Annotated in this window: 6 protein-coding genes and 13 tRNA genes; 6 read left to right on the forward strand and 13 right to left on the reverse strand. The window is 46.5% G+C overall.

All coding sequences use genetic code 11. From position 1 onward, the window contains the following. Positions 1-99: 99 nt before the first annotated feature. The 6 genes from K331_RS0115715 (at position 100) to K331_RS0115740 (ending at position 4,402) form a co-directional block, all read left to right on the forward strand. Complete coding sequence (locus tag K331_RS0115715; RefSeq protein ID WP_036635046.1) at positions 100-438, forward strand: cupin domain-containing protein; 339 nt, start codon at positions 100-102, stop codon at positions 436-438. 17 nt (positions 439-455) lie between these two features. Further along, positions 456-803: a cupin domain-containing protein gene (locus K331_RS0115720; RefSeq protein WP_028591036.1), complete on the forward strand. Its 348-nt coding sequence runs from the start codon at positions 456-458 to the stop codon at positions 801-803. Positions 804-815: 12 nt separating this feature from the next. Then, entirely contained in the window at positions 816-1,571 is a 756-nt protein-coding gene (locus tag K331_RS0115725) for a class I SAM-dependent methyltransferase (RefSeq protein ID WP_028591037.1), read from the forward strand. Positions 1,572-2,035: 464 nt separating this feature from the next. Continuing rightward, positions 2,036-2,941, forward strand: coding sequence for an ABC transporter substrate-binding protein (locus K331_RS29715; protein WP_226383611.1), 906 nt, complete (start codon positions 2,036-2,038; stop codon positions 2,939-2,941). Beyond that, entirely contained in the window at positions 2,916-3,665 is a 750-nt protein-coding gene (locus K331_RS0115735; protein ID WP_028591039.1) for an ABC transporter permease, read from the forward strand. The genes K331_RS29715 and K331_RS0115735 overlap by 26 nt, the downstream gene beginning before the upstream one ends. Positions 3,666-3,706: 41 nt before the next feature. Further along, the gene (locus K331_RS0115740) at positions 3,707-4,402 is read left to right on the forward strand and encodes an ABC transporter ATP-binding protein (RefSeq protein ID WP_028591040.1); all 696 of its coding nucleotides are present in this window, start codon (positions 3,707-3,709) and stop codon (positions 4,400-4,402) included. A gap of 189 nt (positions 4,403-4,591) precedes the next feature. On the opposite strand, the gene K331_RS0115745 is transcribed toward K331_RS0115740, so the two are convergent. The 13 genes from K331_RS0115745 to K331_RS0115810 all read right to left on the reverse strand — a co-directional run bounded on the left by K331_RS0115745 (position 4,592) and on the right by K331_RS0115810 (position 6,001). Then, a tRNA-Leu gene (locus tag K331_RS0115745) sits at positions 4,592-4,670 on the reverse strand. 21 nt (positions 4,671-4,691) lie between these two features. Next, positions 4,692-4,765 (reverse strand) — tRNA-Cys (locus K331_RS0115750). An 11-nt stretch (positions 4,766-4,776) separates the two neighbouring features. Continuing rightward, positions 4,777-4,848: transfer RNA gene (locus tag K331_RS0115755), tRNA-Gly, on the reverse strand. A gap of 6 nt (positions 4,849-4,854) precedes the next feature. Continuing rightward, positions 4,855-4,929, reverse strand: a tRNA-Gln gene (locus K331_RS0115760). Positions 4,930-4,949: 20 nt separating this feature from the next. Then, positions 4,950-5,022 (reverse strand) — tRNA-His (locus K331_RS0115770). Between the two features lie 17 nt (positions 5,023-5,039). After that, a tRNA-Trp gene (locus K331_RS0115775) sits at positions 5,040-5,113 on the reverse strand. A gap of 7 nt (positions 5,114-5,120) precedes the next feature. Beyond that, positions 5,121-5,206 (reverse strand) — tRNA-Tyr (locus tag K331_RS0115780). Positions 5,207-5,211: 5 nt separating this feature from the next. Beyond that, positions 5,212-5,287, reverse strand: a tRNA-Thr gene (locus tag K331_RS0115785). 23 nt (positions 5,288-5,310) lie between these two features. Next, positions 5,311-5,386, reverse strand: a tRNA-Phe gene (locus tag K331_RS0115790). Positions 5,387-5,443: 57 nt separating this feature from the next. Further along, positions 5,444-5,520 (reverse strand) — tRNA-Asp (locus K331_RS0115795). A gap of 31 nt (positions 5,521-5,551) precedes the next feature. Further along, a tRNA-Met gene (locus K331_RS0115800) sits at positions 5,552-5,625 on the reverse strand. 11 nt (positions 5,626-5,636) lie between these two features. Then, positions 5,637-5,712 (reverse strand) — tRNA-Val (locus K331_RS0115805). 217 nt (positions 5,713-5,929) lie between these two features. Then, positions 5,930-6,001, reverse strand: a tRNA-Glu gene (locus K331_RS0115810). Positions 6,002-6,004 lie beyond the last annotated feature (3 nt).

The following is a 6,004-nucleotide window of genomic DNA, read 5'->3' on the forward strand; positions in this document are numbered from 1 at the left end:
GTGGATTACTCTGCTACACTTAAACAAATGAGAATAATTCTCATCACACTCTTTATTATATCAGATATAGGGTAGCATTCAATACAGCAGGAGGATCGAATGAACAAGCTTACCGATAGCAGTGTGTTTTATTTGAAGGATCTCATCGACATCAAGCCAGGACGCATTGCCAGCAGGAATCTGTCACTCCCAGTCCATCCGGATGGGGCTGCTACAGAGCAGGAATGGGTGCTATATGCCATGGATCAGCAAGAGACAATTAGTGCCGAGACATCACCGCTCCATAAATTAATTCAGGTGTTAGACGGAGAACTGTCCATGATGGTCGCTGGACAAGCGCGTAGCCTCACGACAGGGATGTCCATCATCGTTCCTGCCCATACATGGCATGAATTCGAGGCCAGCAAGTCATGTATATTTTTACAAATTAGCCTATAACTCAGGAGGGATACACCATGAAGCAAGGTGAATACATTAAAAAACTGCCAGTATCGGCAGTCATTGATCTGAAGGACATCATTACCGTAGAGGAGCAGCAGGTATCCAGTCTCACTTTGGTACAACGCCCCAGCCTGGCCATGACTCTGCTTTCTCTGGATCAGGGTGCCTCCATTGGTGGACACTCTTCCCCAGGTGATGCGATGGTTCATGTACTGTCTGGACAGACAGAGATCACAATCGGAGAGGACAAATATATTGTAAACGCTGGTGAGAGCATTGTCATGCCTGCCAATGTTCCCCATGCGCTCTATGCACTGGTGGCCTTCCAGATGCTGTTGGTCGTAGTCAAACCTAATTCATAAGGAGTGAAGAGCATGAAAAGGGAAGTCGGGCATAACTTTCTCGTCAAGCTTGGAAAGAAGAGATTACGCCCTGGTGGAGTCGTAGCTACGAACTGGCTTATTCAGCAAGCACAGCTGGGTAAGGACAGCCAGGTGCTGGAGGTAGCCTGCAATATGTGTACAACATCCATTCAGTTGGCTCAACGCTACCAGTGCCGAATTACAGGCATTGATATGGACCCCAAGGCGCTAGAGAAGGCCCAGCGCAATATTCAGGAAGCAGGTCTGGAGAATTACATTCAAGTACAGCAGGCTAATGCGATGAAGCTTCCCTTTGCTGATGAAAGCTTCGATGTCATTGTCAATGAAGCGATGCTGACGATGCTGAATCAGGCGGCCAAGGAGAAGGCTGTCACTGAATACTACAGAGTCCTGAAGCCGGGCGGGATTCTGCTTACGCATGATATTACCTTTACCAAGGAACACATGACTGAACTACTGACTGAACTTCGCGGTACTATAAATGTTCAGGTTGAGCCGCTACCCATGTCAAGATGGGAACAGTTATTTTATGGAGCCGGCTTCTCCAAGGTGTCCCACGCTTCAGGTGATATGTCGCTTATGAGGCTACCTGGACTGATTCGGGACGAAGGCTTCTGGGGTGCCATGCGCATTTTCAAAAATGGCTTAAAAAAAGAAAATCGGACTCAATTCAAAAAAATGTATTCCTTCTTCAATACGTCGGGAAAGGATCTTCAGTATATTGCTGTATGCAGCCGCAAGTCTTAACTGCTCCCCCATTACTTATCATGTATTCATGGTAGGTAATTATTTCATCCCTTGCTGAGAATGGTTATCAATAAAAATGTCGATAATCTAAACGGGTGAGAATTTACACAGTTGGGAATCTACACAGCTAAGAATGAACGTAACTAAAGATTTACAACCAAAATAAATAGAAAAAAAGATAAAACGAAATATATGTAATAAAAAAGATATACCATGAAAGGACTTCTGCTATGAATTTTAAATACACACCTATAGTATTCATGTGCTGCTTGCTCACTCTATTAATATTATTAGGGGGATGCGGCTCACAGCCTGCTGCGAATCAAAATAATTCAGCTAATAACGATACTTCAATATCATCGACGACATTAGTCTCTGGTGAATCTGCCTCTGCATCTACTGCTACTCCTAATGCTGAGAATGCAAATACATCCACAAGTACAAGCACGACTATAAGTGGAACTATGAATGGAACTGTGGATGAAACGACGACTCTTACGGTAGGTGGGCCACAATCACCTCCATCATTGCCCATCTTAAGAATGATAGATTCTCATGCTATGGGCGAGAACGTACAGATTGAATTCAAGACATGGGAGAGCATGGACACTCTGGGCGCATTGGCAAAAGACAAAAATGTCAGCTTCTTAGCCTTGCCGCTCAATAACGCGGTCATTATGTACAACAAGGGAATGGACCTGTCCCTCATGAATATCAATACCTGGTCAGTCATGGGAATGGTGACAACAGACCCCTCTGTTAAGGAGTGGAAGGACCTTCAGGGTACCGTGCTATATGTTCCTATGAAATCCTCCCCAGTGGATTACATCACACAGACCTTTTTGAAGCACAATGGACTGATTCCAGGGAAAGACGTTACACTGCAATACAGTCAGATTGCAGAAGGGGCGCAGTTGCTGTTATCGGATAAAGCTTCCACTATCGTTAGCATTCAGCCACAAATTACGGCAATTCAGATGAAAAATGACCAGGTACGCTCGATCGTGGATTACAAGAAGGAGTGGCAGGAAGTCACGCAACTCACTACCGATTTACCGAACGCAGGACTAGCCACTAAACAGTCTGTAATCGCTAGTGATCCAGAGCTCGTTGCACGCTTCCAAGAGGAATATAAGCAGGCGCTGCAATGGACATTGGACAACCCCCGAGAGGCGGCGTTGCTTGCTAATAAATATTTCAAGCTGGATAGCGCGGTCGTAGAGAAGGCGATTCCGCATATGGCACTGGAGTTCGCCCCTGCCTGGGAGAGCAAGGAGGTTCTGACCAAGTACTACGAGACGCTGTTCGAATACAGCAAGGATAGCATTGGAGGCAAGCTCCCGGATGAGACATTCTATTATCAGCCTTAGCAAAAAAGGACTATCTCTGCTGCTCCTACTCTTGCTATGGCAGCTGCTTGCCCTTCAGATGGAGCCTTTCATTCTTCCGGGACCACTGGATACTATTCGAGCTGCTATCACCTACCTTGGAGATATCACCTTTTATCATGCTGTCTATCGTACCTTGATTAAGCTGCTGATCGGTATGGTCTGTGTACTACTAATTGGCGGTAATCTGGGACTAATCATTGGCCTACAGCCCCGTTGGAAGCCTTATGTGGAGCCACTCATTGATGTTATGCAATCGGTGCCTCCCATTGCCTGGCTCGGGATCGCCATTATCTGGTTCGGTCTTACGGACGTACCTTCTATTTTCATAATCGTGCTCTCTACTACACCTGTGTTATTCACCAATCTATATGAAGGCTTTGTAGATATTGATCACCAGTTAATCCGAATGGCCAAAGTGTTCAATGTTCCTCGGCGAAAAGTAGTATCTAGCATCATTCTGCCTTCCTTGCGCAACTACTTCAAATCAGGAATGATTACTTCTGCTGGCCTCGGCTGGAAATTGGCTGTTATGGCTGAGCTCTTAACCTCGGTGAACGGTATCGGAGGACTACTCTCTGATGCGAGAACGAATCTGGATACACAGAAGGTGCTTGCGCTAGCTTTGTTCATGGCTGTGCTCTGGAATATCATCAAATGGCTTATTTCTATTCTATTCCGCAGCAGAGTCAAAACCATTCAATAGTTCAATCCATTCAATAAATACGGTGAAGGATGCGGTAAAGGATGCTCAAGCTACACGGAGTCACAAAACGCTATGAAGGTACGACCATTCTGGACAACATAGACCTTACTATTGAGCAGCAAAAGATTATTTGTGTGCTTGGCCCTTCCGGGGCTGGTAAATCAACATTACTGAATATTCTCTCTCAGGCAGAGCCCATAGATGCAGGTGCAATTACGCTTCAGGCTGAGCTGAAAATCTCCTATGTCTTTCAGGAGGATCGCCTGCTTCCCTGGTCCACCGTAAGGGAAAACATTGCTTTCGTCAAAGGTGATGCCGTGCAGGAGGATATTCAAGCCTTGCTAAATGAGGTGGGTTTGGCTAACTACCATGACCACTACCCTGATCAGCTATCTGGTGGGATGCGCCAACGATGCTCTATTGCTCGCGCTTTCTACTATGGAGGGAACTTACTGCTCATGGACGAACCATTTCATTCCTTGGATTATCATCTTCGGTTTGAGCTGGTACAACAATTGATTTCTTTATGGGAGCGCAGTCGATGCTCCATTGTGCTGGTCACTCATGATATTGATGAGGCCTTGCTGCTAGGGAATGAGATCATTATTCTGTCTAAAAATCCGGGGATGATTGCACATCGTTATACAATCCCCACACCTCAAAGAAACCGTTCGCTAAAGGAGCCTGAGCTGCTACAGCTACGAGCCGACATACTGGAGTGTTTGCTGGGCGTATAACTGCCTGCTGATATATCAAGAATGGCAAGCAGTAGCTCGCTGCTTTATTCTTCATGGCATAAACCATGCTATCAGGAGGCTCAGAACTCCGACAAAGACCTAAAGAAACTTCAGCCAATCAAATGAAGTACACAAAATAAGAACAGCTCATTAGATATTATTTCTAATGAGCTGTTCTCTGTTAAAGTATACCGGCGAGAGGACTCGAACCTCCACGGTTTCCCACTCGATTTTGAGTCGAGCGCGTCTGCCATTCCGCCACGCCGGCGTAGTATAAAATAATAGCCTATGGAGGCGCCACCCAGATTCGAACTGGGGATAAAGCTTTTGCAGAGCTGTGCCTTACCACTTGGCTATGGCGCCATAATATACAAAGCGGACGACGGGAATCGAACCCGCGACCCTCGCCTTGGCAAGGCGATGCTCTACCGCTGAGCCACGTCCGCATGTAATGGCTGGGGATATAGGATTTGAACCTATGCATGACGGAGTCAAAGTCCGTTGCCTTACCGCTTGGCTAATCCCCATTAAGCTTTAAAACAAAAAGGGCGATCGAGGGGAATTGAACCCCCGAGTGCCGGATCCACAAACCGGTGCGTTAACCACTTCGCCACGATCGCCATATTTAAAATGTGATTGGCAGGGGCAGCAGGAATTGAACCCACACTAACGGTTTTGGAGACCGCTGTTCTACCTTTAAACTATGCCCCTAAAAAACTGGTGGAGGATGATGGATTCGAACCACCGAACCCGTAAGGGAGCAGATTTACAGTCTGATGCGTTTGGCCACTTCGCTAATCCTCCATGGATGGTGCCGGCGAGAGGACTTGAACCCCCAACCTACTGATTACAAGTCAGTTGCTCTACCAGTTGAGCTACACCGGCGTAATACTTAATTACAAGTTATATGGTGGCTCGGGACGGAATCGAACCGCCGACACGAGGATTTTCAGTCCTCTGCTCTACCGACTGAGCTACCGAGCCTTACCTACGTAATGATCTGCCATGTAATTAAGAAATCACATTATTCAATTGTAATAATGGCGGAACTGACGGGATTCGAACCCGCGATCTCCTGCGTGACAGGCAGGCATGTTAGGCCTCTACACCACAGTTCCATGAAACAACTTTCAATTTCTTGAAAGATAATTGCGGGGACAGGATTTGAACCTGTGACCTTCGGGTTATGAGCCCGACGAGCTACCGAACTGCTCCACCCCGCGATATTAAATTATGGTGGAGGCTGAGGGGATCGAACCCCCGACCCTCTGCTTGTAAGGCAGATGCTCTCCCAGCTGAGCTAAGCCTCCAAAGTTAATTATCTAATATATAGTAACACATCTGCATACCAATTATCAACTAATTTTACATTGCGTCCATTTTTTCTCAACAAATAAAAAATTAATGATATGACCCAAAGGGGATGCGCCTCACGATGTGAGTCGACTGCGATGTATTTCTATCGAAGCTTATACTCCGACGAACCATTAGGGGTTCTCATCTTTCATCGGCTATGGGATAGCCTTATGACCCGTAGGGGATTCGAACCCCTGTTACCTCCGTGAAAGGGAGGTGTCTTAACCCCTTGACCAACGGGCCTTG

The sequence above is a fragment of the Paenibacillus massiliensis subsp. panacisoli DSM 21345 genome (assembly GCF_000426545.1).
In the GTDB taxonomy this organism is placed as follows: domain Bacteria; phylum Bacillota; class Bacilli; order Paenibacillales; family Paenibacillaceae; genus Paenibacillus; species Paenibacillus panacisoli.

Excerpts from the sequence above, each read along its gene's own strand:
- K331_RS0115715 (WP_036635046.1), top strand. The coding sequence starts at position 100 with ATGAACAAGCTTACCGATAGCAGTGTGTTTTATTTGAAGGATCTCATC.
- K331_RS0115720 (WP_028591036.1), top strand. The coding sequence starts at position 456 with ATGAAGCAAGGTGAATACATTAAAAAACTGCCAGTATCGGCAGTCATT.
- K331_RS0115725 (WP_028591037.1), top strand. The coding sequence starts at position 816 with ATGAAAAGGGAAGTCGGGCATAACTTTCTCGTCAAGCTTGGAAAGAAG.
- K331_RS29715 (WP_226383611.1), top strand. The coding sequence starts at position 2,036 with ATGAATGGAACTGTGGATGAAACGACGACTCTTACGGTAGGTGGGCCA.
- K331_RS0115735 (WP_028591039.1), top strand. The coding sequence starts at position 2,916 with ATGAGACATTCTATTATCAGCCTTAGCAAAAAAGGACTATCTCTGCTG.
- K331_RS0115740 (WP_028591040.1), top strand. The coding sequence starts at position 3,707 with ATGCTCAAGCTACACGGAGTCACAAAACGCTATGAAGGTACGACCATT.